The 17,903-nt window shown below is 68.0% G+C and carries 17 protein-coding genes; 13 read left to right on the top strand and 4 right to left on the bottom strand.

From position 1 onward, the window contains the following. The first annotated feature begins 6 nt into the window (after nucleotides 1–6). From QZ994_RS12770 to QZ994_RS12715, 12 genes are all read left to right on the top strand, one after another. The gene (locus tag QZ994_RS12770; protein WP_290872020.1) at nucleotides 7–1,242 is read left to right on the top strand and encodes an aromatic ring-hydroxylating dioxygenase subunit alpha; all 1,236 of its coding nucleotides are present in this window, start codon (nucleotides 7–9) and stop codon (nucleotides 1,240–1,242) included. Between the two features lie 46 nt (nucleotides 1,243–1,288). Continuing rightward, nucleotides 1,289–1,765 (top strand): aromatic-ring-hydroxylating dioxygenase subunit beta, encoded by a 477-nt coding sequence (locus QZ994_RS12765; RefSeq protein WP_290872017.1) that lies wholly within the window; start codon nucleotides 1,289–1,291, stop codon nucleotides 1,763–1,765. A gap of 11 nt (nucleotides 1,766–1,776) precedes the next feature. Further along, a complete protein-coding gene (locus QZ994_RS12760) occupies nucleotides 1,777–2,529 on the top strand; it encodes an SDR family oxidoreductase (protein WP_290872014.1) in 753 nt (250 codons plus the stop codon). Nucleotides 2,530–2,576: 47 nt separating this feature from the next. Beyond that, nucleotides 2,577–3,563, top strand: coding sequence for a PDR/VanB family oxidoreductase (locus tag QZ994_RS12755; protein WP_290872011.1), 987 nt, complete (start codon nucleotides 2,577–2,579; stop codon nucleotides 3,561–3,563). A 9-nt stretch (nucleotides 3,564–3,572) separates the two neighbouring features. Beyond that, nucleotides 3,573–4,094 (top strand): flavin reductase, encoded by a 522-nt coding sequence (locus tag QZ994_RS12750; protein WP_290872008.1) that lies wholly within the window; start codon nucleotides 3,573–3,575, stop codon nucleotides 4,092–4,094. Between the two features lie 5 nt (nucleotides 4,095–4,099). Continuing rightward, nucleotides 4,100–5,113 (top strand): 2-dehydropantoate 2-reductase, encoded by a 1,014-nt coding sequence (locus tag QZ994_RS12745; protein WP_290872005.1) that lies wholly within the window; start codon nucleotides 4,100–4,102, stop codon nucleotides 5,111–5,113. A gap of 24 nt (nucleotides 5,114–5,137) precedes the next feature. Then, complete coding sequence (locus QZ994_RS12740; protein WP_290872002.1) at nucleotides 5,138–5,902, top strand: class II aldolase/adducin family protein; 765 nt, start codon at nucleotides 5,138–5,140, stop codon at nucleotides 5,900–5,902. Nucleotides 5,903–5,997: 95 nt separating this feature from the next. Continuing rightward, nucleotides 5,998–6,963 (top strand): helix-turn-helix domain-containing protein, encoded by a 966-nt coding sequence (locus QZ994_RS12735; RefSeq protein WP_290871999.1) that lies wholly within the window; start codon nucleotides 5,998–6,000, stop codon nucleotides 6,961–6,963. A 103-nt stretch (nucleotides 6,964–7,066) separates the two neighbouring features. Then, the gene (locus QZ994_RS12730) at nucleotides 7,067–8,050 is read left to right on the top strand and encodes a transporter (protein WP_290871997.1); all 984 of its coding nucleotides are present in this window, start codon (nucleotides 7,067–7,069) and stop codon (nucleotides 8,048–8,050) included. 17 nt (nucleotides 8,051–8,067) lie between these two features. Next, nucleotides 8,068–9,531 carry an aldehyde dehydrogenase family protein gene (locus QZ994_RS12725; RefSeq protein ID WP_290871994.1) on the top strand — a complete coding sequence of 488 codons (1,464 nt, stop codon included), beginning with the start codon at nucleotides 8,068–8,070 and terminating at the stop codon, nucleotides 9,529–9,531. 17 nt (nucleotides 9,532–9,548) lie between these two features. Beyond that, nucleotides 9,549–11,693, top strand: coding sequence for a PQQ-dependent dehydrogenase, methanol/ethanol family (locus QZ994_RS12720; protein ID WP_290871991.1), 2,145 nt, complete (start codon nucleotides 9,549–9,551; stop codon nucleotides 11,691–11,693). Further along, nucleotides 11,690–13,003 (top strand): amidase, encoded by a 1,314-nt coding sequence (locus QZ994_RS12715; RefSeq protein ID WP_290871989.1) that lies wholly within the window; start codon nucleotides 11,690–11,692, stop codon nucleotides 13,001–13,003. The genes QZ994_RS12720 and QZ994_RS12715 overlap by 4 nt, the downstream gene beginning before the upstream one ends. 41 nt (nucleotides 13,004–13,044) lie before the next feature. Here the strand turns inward: QZ994_RS12715 and QZ994_RS12710 are convergent, their stop codons facing one another. The 4 genes from QZ994_RS12710 to QZ994_RS12695 form a co-directional block, all read right to left on the bottom strand. Beyond that, nucleotides 13,045–14,190, bottom strand: coding sequence for an alpha-hydroxy acid oxidase (locus QZ994_RS12710; RefSeq protein ID WP_290871986.1), 1,146 nt, complete (start codon nucleotides 14,188–14,190; stop codon nucleotides 13,045–13,047). 116 nt (nucleotides 14,191–14,306) lie between these two features. After that, a complete protein-coding gene (locus tag QZ994_RS12705) occupies nucleotides 14,307–15,233 on the bottom strand; it encodes a LysR substrate-binding domain-containing protein (protein ID WP_290871982.1) in 927 nt (308 codons plus the stop codon). A gap of 30 nt (nucleotides 15,234–15,263) precedes the next feature. Then, nucleotides 15,264–16,097 carry a hypothetical protein gene (locus tag QZ994_RS12700; RefSeq protein ID WP_290871980.1) on the bottom strand — a complete coding sequence of 278 codons (834 nt, stop codon included), beginning with the start codon at nucleotides 16,095–16,097 and terminating at the stop codon, nucleotides 15,264–15,266. A gap of 9 nt (nucleotides 16,098–16,106) precedes the next feature. Further along, a complete protein-coding gene (locus QZ994_RS12695; RefSeq protein ID WP_290871977.1) occupies nucleotides 16,107–16,919 on the bottom strand; it encodes a hypothetical protein in 813 nt (270 codons plus the stop codon). A gap of 204 nt (nucleotides 16,920–17,123) precedes the next feature. Here QZ994_RS12695 and QZ994_RS12690 point away from each other — a divergent pair. After that, on the top strand, nucleotides 17,124–17,903 hold a 780-nt coding region (locus QZ994_RS12690), incomplete at its 3' end, for a TRAP transporter TatT component family protein (RefSeq protein WP_290871973.1).

The raw sequence follows: 17,903 nt of genomic DNA, 5'->3' as shown, positions 1-17,903 counted from the left end.
CGCCAGGTGGCCGACCTGGTCCAGGCCGACCGCGTCCACACCTCGCTCTACAACGACCCCGCCATCTTCGACGCCGAGATGGACAAGGTCTTTCGCAACACCTGGGTCTGGGTGGCCCATGAAAGCGAGATCCCCGAAGCCGGCAGCTTCAAGACCCACTGGGTGGGCATGGAGCCGGTGATCGTGGTGCGCGACCGCAAGCAGAACATCAACGTGCTGCTCAACCGCTGCCGCCACCGCGCCGCCACCGTGTGCGAGCACAAGAAGGGCAAGACCGCCAGCTTCGTGTGCCCGTACCACGGCTGGGCCTATGCGCTCGATGGTTCGCTGCGCGGCGTGCCCTTCCCCGAGAGCTATGGCGACTGCCTGGACAAGGGAGAGTTCCCGCTGGTGAGCCTGCGCGTCGAGACCTACAACGGCATGGTCTTCGCCACCTTCCGTGAAGACCTCGAACCCCTGGTCGACTTCCTCGGCCCCGCCAAAAAATGGATCGACCTGTTCATGAAGCAGGGCGCCGGCTACCCCATCAAGGTCGCGGGCGAGCACCGCTTCCGTTTCCCCGGCAACTGGAAGATCCAGCTGGAAAACACCACCGACGCCTACCACTTCCCCCTGGTGCACAAGAGCTTCCTGAGCTCGGTCGACGCCGCCACCGAACGCATGCTGGACTTCGTCAAGGGCCCCGGCTTCGTGGAAGACCTGGGCAATGGCCACAGCGTGATGGTGATGATCCCCGAGCTGATCGACCTGGAAGCCAACCTGGACGAGCCCATCCCCGAGCGCTTTGCCGAGCTGGCCCAGCAGCTGCGCGACGAAGGCCATGACGACCTGCAGGTGCGCCGCATCGTGCGCGCCGTGGGCGGCTCGGGCTTCAACCTCAACCTCTTCCCCAACGTGGCCTGCTCCATGGCCTTCTTCCGCGTGCTGCAGCCGGTGTCGGTCAACGAGACCGAGATCCACCACGCCGTGATCACCATGGACGGCGGCCCCGCTGCGGCCAACCAGGCTCGCCTGCGCCTGCACGAGCACTTCCAGGGCCCCATGGGCTTCGGCACCCCCGATGACTCCGAGGCCTGGGAGCGCGTGCAGAAGGGCTCGGCCGCCGGCAAGGACCTCTGGATCATGCTCAACCGCGGCCTGCCTGGCGAGCGCCTGACCGAAGACGGCCGCGCCAGCGACGTCAGCGCCGAGACCGGCATGCGTGCCGCCTACCAGCAGTGGAAAAAGCTGATGACCGCCTGAAGCAGGCCGCCATCCCCCCCCCGCCACCCTTGATCTGCCCCGCACCATGAACCTCTCTCTGCTGCACAGCGTCACCGCCTTCGTCTGGCTGGAAGCCGACATGCTGGACCACAACGAGTACGCCGCCTGGCTGGACCTGTGGTCGCCCCAAGGCACTTACATCGTGCCCATCGACCCCGAGACCACCGACTTCGACAACACCCTGAACTACGCCCACGACGACGCCACCATGCGCAGCCTGCGCGTGCAGCGCCTGACCGGCGGCGAATCGATGTCGACGCAGCCCATGGCCCGCACCGTGCGCAACGTCTCACGCCTGCGCGTCATCGCCGAAGAAGGCGACACCGTCACCGTGCGCGGCGCGCAAGACCTGCGCGACTTCCGCAAGGACGTCTTCCACCAGCACACCGCCGACGTCACCTGGACGCTGGTGAAGAACGGCGAGACCTGGCGCATCCAGCGCAAGGTGGTGCGCCTGATCAACTCGGTCGACACCCTCACGGGCATCGGCTACATCCTCTGATCGGACCGGCCATGACCTCTGCCCCCATGCCCATTGCCGTCGTGACCGGGGCCGCCAACGGCCTGGGCCAACTGATCGCCGACGAGCTCTACAGCCAAGGCCACCGCGTGCTGTTGACCGACCGCGACGGCGAGGCCGCCCAGCGCGCCGCTGCCCAGATCGACCCGACCGGCCAGCGCACCGCCGGCCAGGCCCTGGACGTGCTGCGCAAGGCCGACTTCGAAGCCGTGCACGCCGGCCTCAAGGCCACCTGGGGCCAGCCCGGCGTGCTGGTCAACAACGCGGCGCTGACGCTGACCACCCCGGTCATGTCGATCAGCCCCGAAGAGTTCAGCCAGGTGCTGGACGTGAACCTGCGCGGCTGCTTCCTGGGCTGCCAGGTGTTTGGCGCCAGCATGGCCGCAGCGGGCCATGGCCGCATCGTCAACCTGGCCTCGCTGGCAGGCCAGAACGGCGGCACGGCCTCGGGTGCGCACTACGCCTCGTCCAAGGCCGGCATCCTCACCCTGACCAAGATCTTCGCCCGCGAACTGGGCGCCAAGGGCGTGACCGTCAACGCCGTGGCCCCCGGCCCCATGGACCTGCCCTCGGTGCACGCCGCCGTGCCCGCCGAGCGCCTGGCCCAGATCGTCCAGACCATCCCGGTGCAGCGCCTGGGCAACCCCCGCTTCGTGGCCCGCATGGTCGCGCTGCTGGCCTCGGCCGATGCCGACTTCGCCACCGGCGCCGCCTGGGACTTCAACGGCGGCATCTTCATGCGCTGAGCCCCGCCGCGCCCTCCCCAACGCCCGCACACCGAACTCACCGCGCCATGAGCACCGACACCCTCACCCCACCTTCCGAGACGCTCGACGTCGTCGTCCGCCACCGCGAACTGCAAGGCACGGCCGTGGCCGTGCTCGACCTCGCCGCCCCCAGCGGCACCCCGCTGCCGGCCTTCACCGCAGGCTCACACGTTGAGCTTCACCTGCCGGGTGGCCTGGTGCGCGCCTACTCGCTGTGCGGCGATCCGGCCGATGCCAGTGCCTACCGCCTGGGCGTGCTGCGCGACCCGGCCTCGCGCGGCGGCTCGGTGGCCGTGCACCAGCACCTGCTGGAGGGCACGCGCCTGGCCATCAGCGCCCCGCGCAACCACTTCCCCCTGGTGGAAAACGCCCCCTACACCGTGCTGGTAGGTGGTGGCATCGGCATCACGCCGATGATCGCCATGGCCTGGCGCCTGCACGCCCTGAATGCCCCCTTCGAAATGCACTACTGCGTCCGCAGCGCCCAACAGGCGGCCTTCCTGGCCGAACTGCAGAACGTGCCCTGGGCCCACAAGGTCCATGCCCATTTCGATGAGGTCGGCGATGCCGCCAGACTGCAGCCGGCCGCCGTGCTGCGCGCCGCACCGGCAGGCCGCCATGTCTACGTCTGCGGCCCATCGGGCTTCATGGAATGGGTGATGGACGAAGCCCGTTCGGCCGGCCTGCAAGCGGGCGAAATCCACCGCGAGTACTTCTCCGCACCGACCCAGGCCGTGGGCGAGAACACCGCCTTCGAAGTGGTGGCCCAGCGCAGCGGCAAAACCATCCAGGTGGGCGCCGAACAAGGCCTGCTCGAAGCCCTGCGCGGGGCGGGCCTGAAGGTGTCCGTCTCGTGTGAAGAAGGCGTGTGCGGCACCTGCGCCTGCACCGTGATCGAAGGCGAACCCGACCACCGGGATGCCTACCTCACCGACGAAGAACGCGAAGCCAACGACCAGATCCTGGTGTGCTGCTCGCGCTCCAAGTCGGCCCGCCTTGTCCTCGACCTCTGAAGCCCCGTCATGACCCCTGCCCCTCACCACACCCCGGTGTCTGTTGACGCCTTCCGCAACGGCATGGCGCTCATGCCCGGCGCCGTCACCGTGATCACCACAGACGGACCCGAAGGCCCCGCCGGCTTCACGGCCTCGGCCGTGTGCAGCGTGACCGACTCGCCGCCCACCCTGCTGGTCTGCATGAACCGCAGCTCCTTTGCCCACCGCTTCTTTGCAGCCAACCAGGTGCTGTGCGTCAACGTGCTGCAGGGCCAACAGCAAGACGTATCGGCCCTGTTCGCCAACCGCGAAGTCAGCATGGCCGAGCGCTTCGAGCGCTGCGCCCACCGCACCCTGGCCAGCGGCGCCCCGGCCCTCGACGACGCCCTGGTCAACCTCGATGGCCGCATCGTCGCCACCCACGACGTGGGCACCCACAGCGTCTTCTACGTCGAACTCAGCGAGGTGCGCATCCCCAGCCCGGAGGCCCAGTCCGGACTGGCTTATTTCAACCGCCGTTACCACGCGCTCGACCCGCTCACCGCATGATCCCCGTGTCCTCTTCTGCCCTCGCATCCTTCCAGCACGCCCGCATCCTGATCGCTGGCGCGGGCGCCATCGGCTGCACCCTGGCCGCCCGCCTGGCCGCTGCGGGCCACGACGTGAGCGTGCTGGCCCGCGGCCGCACCCTGCAGGCCCTGCGCGACCACGGCGTGCACCTCGATGACCTCGAAGGCCAGATGCGCGTGGCCGTGCGCGCCGTGGCCGATGTCCGCGGTCTGGGCGCACAGGACCTGGTTCTGCTGTGCAGCAAGTCGCAAGACCTGGCCGACCTGGCCGAGCAGGCGCAGCCCGCCATCGGCCCGGACACCGTGATCCTGCCCCTGGTCAACGGCGTGCCCTTCTGGTTCTTCCACCGGCATGGCGGCCGTTTCGAAGGCGAGACCGTGCGCAGCGTCGACCCCGATGGTCGCCTGCGCGCGCTGCTGCCCCCCGAGCAGGTGCTGGGCGCCGTGGTCTTCGTCACGGCCGAGGCCACCGAGCCCGGTCGCGTCACCTCGCGCACACCCCACCTGCTGATGCTGGGCGAACCCGGCGGAGGCCTCAGCGAACGCCTGGAACGCGTTTGCGCCCTGGTGCGCAGCAGCGGCATCGAGGCCCGCCCGCTGGAACGCATCCGCGACAAGCTGTGGACCAAGCTGATCGCCAACCTCACCTCCAACCCACTGTCGGTGCTCACCGGCGCCACGCTGGGCGAGATCTACAGCGACCCGCGCTGGCTGCCCACCGTCAAGGCCCTGATGCACGAGGTCATGCTGACCGCATCGGCCTACGGCGCCCGGCTGGAGATCGACCCCATTGAATTCCTTCGCCTGGGCGCCGAGATGGGCGACGTGCGCACCTCCATGCTGCAGGACCACGAGCGTGGCCGTCCGCTGGAGCTGGCCGCCATCGGCGACGCCATCGTCGAACTGGCGCAGCGCTACGAAGTGCCCACTCCCCACACCAGCGAGCTGCTGGCGCGCGTGCGCCGCATGAGCGCCCCCACCCAGGCCCGTGCGGCCTGAAGCCCCCTTTCCAGAAAGCACCCCATGGACCTCAGCGCCCCCCTCTCCCACGTCAAACCCGACCACATCAGCGACAGCGAATGGGCCCTGCGCGTGCAGCTGGCCGACTGCTACCACCTGGTCGACCACTTCGGCTGGACCGAGACCATCTTCAACCACATCTCGGCCCGCCTGCCCGGCACCGACCATTACCTGGTCAACCCCTTCGGCCTGAACTACGACGAGATCACCCCGGCCAACCTGCTCAAGGTCGACCTGACGGGCCACAAGGTCGAACCCTCGCCTTACGATGCCAACCCGGCCGGCTTTGCGCTGCACAGCGCGGTGCACGGCGCCCGCGACGACATCCACTGCGTGATGCACACGCACACCACCGAGGTCTCGGCCGTGACCATGAAGCGCAACGGCTTCAGCCACGACAACTTCTACGGCGCCCAGCTCTACGGCCGCGTGGGGTACCACACCTTCGAAGGCATCACCCTGTTTGCCGACGAGAAGGTTCGCATGCTGGCCAGCCTGGGTGACAAGCACATCCTGGCCCTGCGCAACCACGGTGTGGCCGTGGGCGAGATCGACATCCCCCGCACCTTCTTCCTCTTGTGGACCGTGCAGCGTGCCGCAGAGATCCAGTGCGCTGCCTCGGCCATGGCCGGAGACGACGTGGCCCTGCCCACCTCGGTCAGCGAGCGCTGCGCCACGCTGACCCAGCAACTGATCCGCGAAGACGATTTCGCCGTCAAGTTCTTCGATGCCATGGTGCGGCAGATGAAGGCGCGCAAGGCGCGTTGAGGTCCGGCACAAACCGGTCTGGCAATGGCATGGTTCATGCACCCCACGTTCCAGCGCGGCAGGCTCGTCTGCCACGCCTTTTTGGAGTGCACGCCATGACCCTCTCGCCCCAGCCTCGCTCGCCTCAAAACCGGCCATCGACGGCCGCCGGTTGGTCTCAGGAAATCCACCGTGGCTTTTTCCCGCTGGACTTGCACGTCGTGCACCCGGAGGCCTTCCAGGCCCGCTCCGTCACCAAGGTCAGGCAAGGCTGCCACATGGCCCGCATCCGTGCTTCGGCCCACGTGGCCCGCATGCGTCAGGACGCCTGTGACCGGCTGTTGCAGCCATGCGTCAAGGCACTGTGGCTACACGACGGTGAGGCTGCCTTTCGGCAGGGCCATCAAGCAGTCACGCTGCAAGGCGGGCAGTGGCTGCTGTACGAGGCCTCGCGGCCCTACGAACTGGACATGGCCGAGAACGCCGATTTCACCGTGCTCTTCAGCCACATCACAACCGACGACAGCTGGCTGCAACGCGGCTTCACAAGGCGGCTCACCCCCCGTCCAGTAGAGGAAGCGGCCAGCCTGGCCCTGGACATGGTCAATGGCGCGTTGCGTGAGGGACTGCAACTGCAAGCCAGTACCCAGGCTGCCTTCGCGCTCAGCCTGCGGGCACTGCTTGATGCGGCCCTGACCAGCGGGGCCACTCCGTCCACACCGCGCGGCACGCGGCCGAACCTGCTGCAGGAGGCGCAGGCCTACCTGCTGGCTCATTTGACCGATGCTCGCCTCAGCTCCGAAGAACTGGCCCTGCGCCTCGGCGTCTCCCGCCGCAGCCTCTACAAGGCCTTTGAAGCGGTGAACGATACGCCCCAGTCCTTCCAGTTGACCCAACGCCTGCTGCGATGTCGTGAGCGCCTGCAGGCGCCCCAGGGAGATCAACTCAACCTGACCCACCTGGCCTATGAGCACGGCTTTGGTGACGCGGCCCACTTCAGCCGTGCCTACAAGCGCCTCTTTGGCGAGTCACCCTCGGCGTCGCGACAACACCTCCAGCGCGGCAAAAGCGCCCATGGATGAGCAGGTGAATGCACGGCAGGTCAAGAGGCGTGCACCCCGAGGCAAGACCCTGGTGTCCCGCTTTCCTAGCATGGACGTGTCCCCTACTCTTACCCGACACCCCATGCCATCCCCTCGCACACTGGCCCTTCCCTTCAGCCTTGGCCTGGCTGCGCTGAGCGCCGTCCTGGCCCCACAGGCCCAGGCCTACGAACTCCCCTCCATCAACCTGGGCCTGACCACCTTCGTCGATGGAGCCCCACCTCCTGGCGGCCCAGGGCTCTACCTGATGAGCTACCTGCAGCCCTACAGCGCAGACCACTTCAAGGATCAGCACGGCAACGACCTCGCCCTGCCCCAAAGCAAGGTTCGCGTGGTGCCCTGGGTCAACCAGTTCGTCTACCAAAGCGACGTGGACGTGCTCGGGGCCAAACTCGGCGGCATGCTGCTCCTGCCTGCGGTACTGTCTGCCTCGCTGGACGACGGCGCAGGCGGCGCCATCCTCGGCGACACGCAAACCGGCATGGGCGACCCCGTCCTGGGAGCCTACCTGCAGTGGCAGCCCGTCATGGGCGAGCAGGGTCCTGTGTTCTCACAGCGCGTCGAACTTGACGTGACCCTGCCCATGGGCAGCTACGACAAGACAAAGGGCCTGACGCCCGGCGCCAACCACTCGTCCATCGAAGCCTACTGGTCAGGCACCTGGTGGGTGACACCGAAGGTCACGGCCTCCAGCCGCCTTTTCTACCTGTGGAACGGCAAGAACAGCGACCCCTTGTCGACTCGCTTCGCCAGCCACGGCATCAGCGAAGCACGCGATTACCAGGCGGGTCAGGCCGTGCACGCCAACCTCGCCGTCGACTACCAGCTGACGCCACAGTGGCGCATCGGGTTGGCTGGCTACTGGCTGCAGCAGCTCACCGAAACCAAGGTCAATGGTGATGCCCTGAGCGGCAGCAAAGAACACGTGGTGGGCGTGGGTCCCGGAGCCATGGTCAGCTTCGACATGAAGAACCACCTGGTCTTCAATCACTACACAGAGATGTCGGCACGCAACCGCACCGAGGGTCAACGCATGACCCTGCGCTACATCCACCAGTTCAACTGAAGCGCAGGAATCACGCCATGACCACCCTGATCATTCAACAAACCTGCCGCCACCTCATCAACGGTGAAGTCAGCGCCGCCCACAACGGACACTGGTTTGACAAACACGAACCTGCCACCGGCAACGTGATGGCCCACGTGGCCTCGGGCACTGCTGCCGATGTCGATGCGGCAGTGGCCGCTGCCCGCGCCCAATTCGATGGCGGAGCCTGGGCCGCCCTGCCCGGTGCTGCCCGCGCCCGACTGATGCACCGACTCGCCGACCTGCTGGAAGCCCACAGCGAAGACTTCGCGACCCTGCTGGCACAAGAGCAAGGTCGGGCCATCATGGAAACGCGCATGCTTGACGTGCCCATGAGCATCGACACACTGCGCTATTTCGCAGGCTGGGCCGACAAGATCGAGGGCCGCCAGATCCCAACGGCTGGCTTCATGGGGCGCCCCACTTTCAACTACACCGTGAAAGAGGCCGTGGGTGTGGCCGCCCTCATCGTGCCCTGGAACGCCCCGCTGATGATCGGCGCCTGGAAGCTGGGCCCTGCCCTGGCCACCGGCTGCACCGTGGTCATCAAGCCCTCTGAAGAAGCACCGCTGGCCCTGACCGCGCTGGCCATGCTGTCGATTGAAGCGGGCTTCCCTCCCGGTGTGATCAACGTGGTGCAAGGCACAGGCCCCGAGGTCGGCCGAGCCCTGGTCACTCACCCGGGTGTCGACAAGGTCAGTTTCACGGGCAGCACCGCCGTGGGGCGCGAGATTGCCGAAAAAGCCGGCCCGCTGTTCAAGCGCCTCACACTCGAACTGGGTGGCAAAGCGCCGCAGATCATCTGTGAGGACGCGGTCCTGGAACAGGCCATCGGAGGCTGTGCGATGGGCCTCTTTGTGGACCAGGGCCAGACCTGCGCCGCAGGCAGCCGCATCCTCGTGCACCGCTCGCTCTACCAATCCGTATGCGGCGCCCTCGCGGGCGCGGCACAAGGGGTACAACTCGGTGCGCCACTGGCGCCCACCACGCAGATGGGCGCACTCATCAGCGCCCGCCATGCCGAGCGCGTGCGCGGGCACATCCAGCGGGCCGTGGCAGAAGGCGCGACCATGCTGGCCGGCGAAGGAGAAGTGCCCGCAGGCGGCTACTTCGTGCGTCCCACGATTTTCTGTGATGTCACGCCCTCCATGGCGATCGCACGCGAGGAGGTCTTTGGCCCAGTCGGCGTGATCATCCCTTTCGACACCGACGAGGAAGCCATTGCCATGGCCAACGACTGCCAGTACGGCCTGTCGGCCACGGTGTGGACCCAGAACGTCAACCGCGCCCACCAGATGGCCTCGCGCCTGCGGGTGGGGGCTGTGGGCATCAATGGCTGGAGCCCGCTGGACGCGCGCCTGCCTTGGGGGGGCATCAAGCAAAGCGGGGTGGGCTCCGACCTGTCGCGCTCGGCCCTCGACAGCTACATGGTCGACAAGGCCGTGACGCTCGTGATGTGAGCCAGGAGGACCAAACCATGAAGCCATTGCAACTCATCCAACGTGCCCTGACCCTTGTGCTCGGCACAGCCCTCCCTCTGGCCGCACTGCAGGCCGCCCCCTCCGCACCCAAGGCCTGGGTCACCGGCCAGCGCATCCAGCAGGCCGACAAGGAACCCGGCAACTGGCTCAGCCACGGACGCACCTACGACGAACAGCGCTACAGCCCACTCAAACAGGTCACCGACGGCAACGTCAAGCAACTCGGCATTGCCTGGACGCAGAAGCTGGACTGGGACTTCGGCGTCGAGGCCACACCCATCGTGGTCGATGGCGTCATGTACACCACCGGGCCATACAGCATCGTCTATGCCTTCGATGCCGCCACCGGCAAGCCCCTGTGGCGCTTTGACCCCGAGGTCCCACGCGACAAGGGTGGCGAAGGCTGCTGCAGCGTGGTCAACCGCGGCGTGGCTGTGTGGGAGGGCAAGGTCTACGTCGGGGCCTTCGATGGCCGCCTGATCGCCCTGGACGCCCGCCATGGCAAGAAGCTCTGGTCGGTCGACACCCGGCTCGATCCCAACAAAAGCTACACCATCACCGGTGCGCCACGCGTGGTCAAAGGTCAGGTGCTGATCGGCAATGGCGGCGCCGAGTTCGGTGTGCGCGGCTACCTCACAGCCTACGACGCCCGCAGTGGCAAGCCCAGTTGGCGTTTCTTCACCGTGCCGGGCGACCCGAGCAAGCCGCCCGAAAACGAAGCCATGCGCATGGCCCTGAAAACCTGGGATGGCAACGGCTGGGTCAAGTGGGGCGGCGGCGGCACCGTCTGGGACGCCATGGCCTATGACCCCGATCTCGACCTGCTCTACATCGGTGTGGGCAATGGCTCGCCTTTCAATTACCAGTTCCGCAGCAACGGCAAGGGAGACAACCTCTTCCTGTCGTCCATCGTGGCGCTGCGCCCCAGCACCGGCGAGTACGTCTGGCACTATCAGACCACCCCGGGCGAGATGTGGGACTACACCGCCACGCAGCACATGATCCTGGCCGACTTGCAGATCGAAGGCAAGCCGCGCAAGGTGCTGATGCAGGCGCCCAAGAACGGCTTTTTCTACGTGCTCGATCGGACCAACGGCCAACTGCTGTCGGCTGAAAAGTTCGTGCCGGTGAACTGGGCCTCGCACATTGACATGAAGACGGGGCGACCGGTGCTGACCGGGGCTGCCAACTACCTCGATGGCCAGGGCATGAAGATCGTCATGCCCAGCTTCTTGGGGGGGCACAACTGGCAGCCCATGTCCTACCACCCGGGCACCGGCCTGGTCTACCTGCCCGCGCAGGAAACGGCCGCGGGTCTGGAGCCCCAGAAGGAGCCAATGTTCCTGCCCATCCGCAATGTGGTGAACATTGGGCTGGACGTGCCCAGCCTGCCAGAGGACCCTGCCGTGGTGAAGCAGATCGCCCAGAGCTGGAAAGGCAAGCTGCTGGCCTGGGACCCCATCAAGCAGAAGGCTGCCTGGCAGGTGGACTACCCCACGGCCTGGAACGGCGGAACCCTGGCCACCGCGGGCAACCTTGTCTTCCAGGGCACGGCCGATGGCCGCGCGGTGGCCTATGCCGCCGACACAGGCAAGCTGCTGTGGTCGATGCCAGTGAACTCGGGCGCCATGGCCGGACCCGTGACCTACACGGTGAAGGGCGAGCAGTACGTGGCCTTCATGGTGGGCTGGGGCGGCTCCTTCCCCAACATCACCGGGCAGCTGTCGCTGGGTGCGAAGGTCAAGGCCGAGGCCCGCGTCGTGACCTTCAAACTGGGCGGCACGACCACCCTGCCCCCGCCGAAGATGACCGCTGCGGCTCTGCCTCCACTGGAGACCGTCACGGCAGATGCAGCCACCTTGCAGATCGGGCGGACGATGTTCAATGGCCTGTGCGCCAACTGCCACGGCCTCAACGCCGTGAGTGGTGGCGTGGTGCCCGATCTGCGCTACCTCACGCCAGAGAAGCACCAGATCTTCCTCGGCATCGTCTATGGCGCACGCACCGCCCGCGGCATGCCGGCCTTCTCAGGCCTGCTCAAGCCCGATGACGTCGAGGTGCTGCGCCAGTACATCCTCCACCGAGCACACGCTCTCAAGGCCGAGCTCATCCCTGCCGCTTCCCCTCCACCCTCACCATGACCCAAGAATCCGCCCCCCTGGCCCACCTCGCAGACACCACCTGCCTCACCGCCACCGACCTGCGGGAGGCGATGCGCCAAGGACGCTTGCGCCCCAGTCAGGTGGTGCGGACGCTGAACGAGCGCATCGCGGCCCACGAGCCGGCCGTGCGCGCCTGGCAGGACTGGGATCCGGCCCTGCCCGAAGCGCGCGCAGCCCGGCTCGATGCCGAGCTGATCGCAGGCCTGGCGCCGGGTCTGCTGTGCGGCATCCCCATCGGTCTGAAAGACCTGATCGACACGGTCGACTGGCCCACCGCCTACGGCTCGCCGATCTACCAGGGGCACCGGCCCACCGCCAACGCGGCCGTGGTCGAGGCCCTGCTTGCGCAAGGTGCCGTGCTCATGGGCAAGACCGTGACCACGGAGTTCGGCTATTTCCAGCCCGGCCCCACCGCCAACCCCTGGAACCTGGCGCACACGCCCGGCGGTTCGTCCAGCGGCTCGGCCGCTGCGGTGGCCGCTGGCATGGTGCCCCTGGCCCTGGGCACGCAAACGGCCGGCTCGCTGATCCGACCCGCCTCCTACTGCGGGGTGTTCGCACTCAAGCCCACGCTGGGGCAGCACAGCCTGGCCGGGATCAAGGGCCTGTCGCACGCGATGGACACCCTGGGCTGGATGGCACGCTCGGCCGACGACCTGGAGTTGCTGCGCTGCGCCCTCACCCGCTCAGCCTTTGAGCCTCTGCCCGAGGTGAGCCCGCGTCTGCGGACCTGTCACACCCACGAGTGGCCGCTGATGAGCCCCGGCGGCGCTGAGGTGTTCAATCGGGCGGTGGGTCAGTTGCGCTCGCAAGGCCTGGTGCAGGACGAACTGAAGCTGCCCGACGCCCTGGCCGGCCTGTTCGAAGCCCAGAAGACCATCATGGCCTACGAAGCCTGCCGCAGCCTGGCACCGGAATACACCCAGCACCCGGCCTTGATGGGGGACGCCCTCAAGCTGCTGCTGCAGGCCGGCCACGGCGTGAGCGACGAAGCCTTTGCCCAGGCCCAGGCTCTCACCCTTCAGGGGCGTCATGCCCTGGCCGAGCTGATGCAAGGCTGCGATGCCCTGCTCGTGCCCGCGGCCCCCGGCGAGGCTCCGCAAGGCCTGGCCGCCACAGGCGACCCGGCCTTCAGCCGCGTGTGGAACCTGCTGGGCCTGCCTTGCGTGAACGTGCCCGGCCTCAAAGGCCCACATGGCCTGCCCATCGGCCTGCAACTGGTGGGACACCCTCACCAGGAGCGCGCCCTGCTGGCCGCGGCCAAAGCCCTCGCCAGCCAGCTGACCTGAACAAGGCACCTGACGGCCGGGCTCGCAGCCCGGCCACCACCTCAGGCCTTGCGCCACAGGGCATGGGGCCCCACCTCGCTCACGCTGCGCAGACCACACAAGGCCATGCTCACGTCCAGCTCTCGCTGGATCAGGGTGAGCGCCGTCGTCACGCCCGACTGCCCTTGCGCCGCCAGGCCATGCAAGAAGGCCCGTCCGATCAGGGTGCCGTGTGCCCCCAGGGCCAGGGCCTTGAGCACATCCTGCCCGCTGCGGATGCCGCCATCGACCAGCACCTCGCAGCGTGCCCCCACCTCGGCCACCACACCGGGCAGCGCCGCCATCGTCGAGACCGTGCCGTCCAGCTGGCGGCCCCCATGGTTGGACACCACGATCGCATCGGCACCATGGGCCACAGCCTGGGCCGCGTCCTCCGCGTCCAGCAGACCCTTGATGACGAGCTTGCCAGGCCACAGGTCGCGCACCCAGCCCACATCGCGCCACGACAGCGAGGCATCGAACTGGCGGCCGATCCACTGGCCCAGGCTCTGCACGCCCTGTGAGCCGGTCACAAAGCCTTCAAGGTTGCCAAAACTGCGGCCCGGGCTGCGCCACATCTGCCAGCACCAGCCCGGCTTGCTCGCCATGTTCAGCGCGTTGCCCAGGGTGAGGCGCGGTGGCACGCTCAGGCCGTTGCGGACGTCCTGGTGGCGTTGGGACTGTGCGGCCAGGTCCACCGTCAGGACGAGGGCGGAGCATTCCGCCGCGCGGGCACGTTCGATCAGGCTGCGCACAAAGGCCCGGTCCTTCATCACGTAGAGCTGAAACCAGAAGGGCCGGTCCACCGCCGCCCGCACCTGCTCGATGGAGGCGATCGACATGGTCGACAAGGTGAAGGGCACCCCAAAAGCCTGGGCGGCGCGGGCGGCCATGACCTCACCCTGCCCGTGCAGCAAGCCCGCCAGACCGGTGGGCGCCAGGGCCACGGGCATGCGCGCCGGCTCGCCCACCATCGTGCAGGCCATCTCGCGCTGCGACACGTCGACCATCACCCGCTGGCGCAAGGCGATGGCATCGAGGTCGGCGCGGTTGGCTCGGAGGGTGGCCTCGTCGTAGGCGCCACGGTCCACGTAATCGAACAAAGCCTTGGGGATGCGGCGGCGTGCCGCCTCACGCAAGTCGTGCTGGCAGGTGATGGGAGCAGGCATGGGGATGGCGCGAAAGACGGGAAGCCGAGAAGGCGATCGGCCCATTCTGTCGCGGCGTGCCTGCGCGTGGGCCGACACCGAGGCCGGCGAGCCCGGCCAATCAGGCGGGGCTCGGTTCAGGCTTCGTGCGGGTCGCTGCACGCCACCTGGCACACCGCTCGCAGCCAGTCGGCAAAGCGCAGGGCGGCCTGGGTCGTGGCGTCGTCCGGGCCTGGGGCCGACACGGTCAGGGCATAAGCCGTGAGGGGTGGGGCTTTCACACCGCACAGCACCATGAGCTCCCCCGCCCGCACAGCGCGGCGCACCAGGCTGCTGCGCGCCAGGGCCACGCCCACGCCATGCTGGGCGGCCGACATCGCCAAACCCATGTCGACCAGGCGTGGCCCCTGCTGTGGCTCGGGCCGGTCCAGGCCGGCGGAGGCAAACCAGTGCCGCCAGCTTTCAGGGGGGCTGCGCAGCAAGGTGGCGCGGTCAAGGTCGGCCGGGGTCTCCAGCCGAAGGTGGCGCGCGTAGGCAGGCTGGCACACGGCCACCAGCGTGTCATTCAACAACGGGGACGCGCCCGCATCGCTGGCCCGCATGGCGAGCACGGTCACGTCGGCCTCGGGCGTGGCGCCGCCCAGGTAGGGCACCGAGAGCAGCACATCGACGTCCACCTCGGGCGCCAGCGCAGCGAAGGCGGCCAGCTGGGGCACCAGCAGTTCGCGGCCAAAGGTGGGCGGTGTGCTGACCTTCAGCGTCACGCGCCGCTCGGGCGTGCGCTGGTGCAGCGGCGCGGCCGAGAGCATGGCCAGCGCCGCCCTCACCTGCGCCAGGTACTCCAGGCCCGCCGGGCTCAGGCTCACGCCCCGGGCGCGGCGCACCAGCAGCTTCACGCCCAGCAATTGCTCCAGGTTGACCACGCGCTTGCCCACGGCACTCGCGCTCAAGGCCAGCTCCTCGCTGGCGCGCTCAAAGGACCCCAGGCGCGCAGCGGCCTCGAAGGCGCGGATGGCGGGCAAGGGCGGCCAACGGTGGGCGGGGCGAGGCAGGGGCAAGGTCATCCCGACATCATGCCCCCGAGCGCAGCAAGCTCAAACGGCGCTCGCTCCAGTACGCACGATGGTGCCCACATGCTCGCCGCGCAAGGCCGCGGTGAGGCGGCCCGGCACCAGGCCGTTGACGATCTGCACACGCTCGATGTGGCGAGCGGTGGCCATCACGTCCAGCAGGGCTCGGTCAAAGGGCAGCGTGCCGCCCACCTTGCACAGCTCGGCCACGCTGGTCTCTCGGATCAGCTGGGCCTGTGCCGCCTCCGGCCCATGTGGGTCGGCCGTGCACACGCCATCCACGTCTTCCACGATGGTCAGCCCAGCAGCGCCCAGGGCATCGGCCAGCAGGAAGGCCCCGGTGTCGGCTCGGTGCGAAGGGATGCGCGAGCCCGGGAACTCGTGATGGTGATAGGGCGGAAAGGCACTGCCCACCACGGCGCGCGTGGCGCTCAGGTGGATGGCCAGCTGGTTGGCGATCGTGGGGTGCTCGACATACGAAACGCCTTCGGGGGCCAGCAGCGAAGCCAGGATGTGACCGTTCTGACCTGCCTCGCTGGCAGCCAGGGGCGCAAGCGAGCCCACCGGCAGCCCCAGGTCCAGGCCCACGCTGTAGACGTGGCGGGCCCGGATGCCGGCGCCGGTCAGGATGAGCAGCCGGTGCTCGGGCAGCAGCTTGCGCAGTTCCTCCACGATGGGCAGGATGGCCTCGGCGCCGCGGTCCATGATGGAGCGACCACCGATCTTCACAACCTGCAACCAGGGCAGGAGGCGGCGCGGGCGGCCTCCGGCGACAGGGCGAGTGAGGGAGCCGTCCTGCAAGGTCTGGCGCGCAAGCGGCGAGGCGACGTGTTTGATGCTGTTGGAGGTGTCGACCATGGTGTGTGCTCAGCTTGCGGTGATGAGGGTGCCCACGTGCTCGCCTGCGAGCGCACGGGTGAGGTTGCCAGGCACCAGGCCGTTGATGACCTGGACCTGGCGGACGTGCCGCGCAGACTGGAGCAGGTCGAGCATGGGGAACTCCAGGATGGAGTCGTGCAGGCCTTTGGCCTTCATCTCTTCCACCGAAATCTTCGGGATGAAGGTGGCGTGCTTGTCGGTCTTGGGATTGCCGGTGAAGAGGCCATCTTCGTCCTTCACGTAGACCATGGCCTTGCAACCGAACTGTTCGGCCATGAGGAAACAGCCCGCGTCGGTGCGATAAGGAGGGATCATCCCTTCCTGGGCGGGACGCGTCCACAGCTTGTAGGGCGGCATGCCGCTGAAGATCACGGCGCGCACCTCGGCCAGAAAGAGCGGCACGGCCGACAGGCCCGCGCCATCGACCGCACAGATGCCGTGCTTGGCCAGCAGTTGACCGAGCATCGCGGCATTCTGGTCGGCCACCGACGCGCCCAGTTGCGACAGCACGCCGGCCGGCAGGTTCAGGCCTGCGGCCACGGAATACAGGTGGCGGGCACGGGTGCCGGCCCCGGTGCCGATCAGCAGTTGATGGGCCTTGCGGGCGGCCACGATCTCGTCGACCAGGGGGTACACCGCCGCACGACCACGGTCGATGACGCTTTGTCCTCCGATCTTGATCACGGTGGCATCGGGCAGGATCCGGAAATCGGCGGCGGCCTCCGCCGCAGCCAGCAGCTGCGAGTCGGTCAGGGAGCGCTGCATGAGGAGCGATTCAAGCTCCACGGTCGTTTGGCTCATGAGGAGCCTTTCAATCGAGCGATCCCAATGTAGGCAAGCCATGAGATTGGTACAAACCCTAGGATTTCAGCAGAGCGCCCAGGTCGGATATTCCCAAGCAAAGCCCGGGCACACGGCCAACGGGGCCTGCCCCCTTGTCACCACAGCTTCATCAAGCCGCCCTAGAGTCCAACGCTTCTGCACTCAAGCGATCACGTCCCGGCCGTGTGGCGACTCCCCCTCCTCCTCATCCTTGCTGCGCTGCAGAGTGCCTGCACGCCCAGCCACCTGGTCTTGAACCGCATGGCCGACGAACTGGCCTCCCAGGGGCTGGCGCAGGAAGATGACCTGGTCCTGGCCCGCGACGCCGGCGCCTTCTACCTCAAGCTGTCCGAATCCATCCTGCGGCAAACGCCCGACCACACCGCGCTGGGCGAAGCCGTGGCCGGGGGCTTCACCCAGTACGCCTTTGCCTTCGTCGCCTTCGAGGCCGAGCGGCTCGAAACCCATGACGCCAGGGCCGCGCAGCGCCTGCGCGAGCGCGCCCGCCACCTCTACGAACGCGCCCACCGCCACGCCATGGCCACGTTGGAGGCCCGCCACCCCGGCTTCGGCAGAGACCTGGCCCGCGGCGCCCTGCAAAGCCTGCAACCCGACCAGATCGGCCTGGCCTACTGGGCGGCCGCGTCCTGGGGCGGCGCCATCGCCCTCTCGAAAGACCAGCCCGACGTCGTGGCCGACCTGCCCCTGGCCCTGCGCCTGGCCCGGCTCGCCTGGGAGCGCGATCCCGGCCACGGACAAGGCGCCCTGGCCAGCCTGATGGGCAGCTTCGAGGCCTCGCGCCCGGGCGGCAGCCTCACCGAGGCCACCCGCTTCTTCGACCAGGCCGAGGCCTTTGGCGCAGGCCGCAACGCGGGCGTCTTCGTCTCGCGCGCCGAGAGCCTGAACGACGGCGACCGCGACCGCTTCGAGCGCCTGCTGCGCCAGGCCATGGCCATCGCGGCC

Origin of the sequence: Aquabacterium sp., from assembly GCF_021768455.1 — a bacterium.
GTDB lineage: Bacteria > Pseudomonadota > Gammaproteobacteria > Burkholderiales > Burkholderiaceae_C > Aquabacterium.
Note: the sequence above shows the minus strand (reverse complement) of the source record. Positions and strands in the feature narration are given on the sequence as shown.